The organism is Vibrio rhodolitus, assembly GCF_003350325.1.
Taxonomy (GTDB): Bacteria; Pseudomonadota; Gammaproteobacteria; order Enterobacterales; family Vibrionaceae; genus Vibrio; species Vibrio rhodolitus.
The window spans coordinates 1-704 of sequence record NZ_QLYZ01000056.1 but is presented as its reverse complement, the minus strand read 5'-3'; the positions used below and the strand labels follow the sequence as shown (position 1 = coordinate 704).

Here is a 704-nt window from a genome sequence, read left to right as displayed (position 1 = left end):
GCTCAGGTGGTTAGAGCGTTCGCCTGATAAGCGAGAGGTCGGTGGTTCGAGTCCACTCAGACCCACCAATTCCCATCCCAAGGAATGTGGCACACAGTATCAACACCTGATGGGGCTATAGCTCAGCTGGGAGAGCGCCTGCCTTGCACGCAGGAGGTCAGCAGTTCGATCCTGCTTAGCTCCACCATCTTTAAGCACATTTGCTTAAGTGTTCTTAAAAATGGTTTTCATTAGAAAATCTAGCTCTTTAACAATTTGGAAAGCTGACAAAACAATCTTTATAGATTGTTTGTAAAGTTCTCAAAGTATTCATTTATGAATACAACTAAAAACACATTCAAGTGTTCTTGGCTTTTGTCTTATTTTTTTAAAGTAAGGGAGAAGAAAATTGAGTCCGGCAAAATCGAGTCTGCATCATGTATAAAAATTGCAGACAACTTTGGTGACTTGTTCATCAACTCGAAACTCCTTCGGGTTGTATGGTTAAGTGACTAAGCGTACACGGTGGATGCCTTGGCAGTCAGAGGCGATGAAAGACGTAGTAACTTGCGATAAGCCCAGATTAGGTAGTAACAACCATTTGAGTCTGGGATTTCTGAATGGGGAAACCCACTAGCATAAGCTAGTATCATTAACTGAATTCATAGGTTAATGAGGCGAACCGGGGGAACTGAAACATCTAAGTACCCCGAGGTACCCCGAGG

At 43.2% G+C, this 704-nt stretch carries 1 tRNA gene and 1 rRNA gene; both read left to right on the top strand.

The features are described 5' to 3' along the window. Positions 1 to 111 precede the first annotated feature (111 nt). A tRNA-Ala gene (locus DPF93_RS21120) sits at positions 112 to 187 on the top strand. A 294-nt stretch (positions 188 to 481) separates the two neighbouring features. Continuing rightward, a 23S ribosomal RNA gene (locus DPF93_RS21415) occupies positions 482 to 704 on the top strand; the annotation flags it as partial.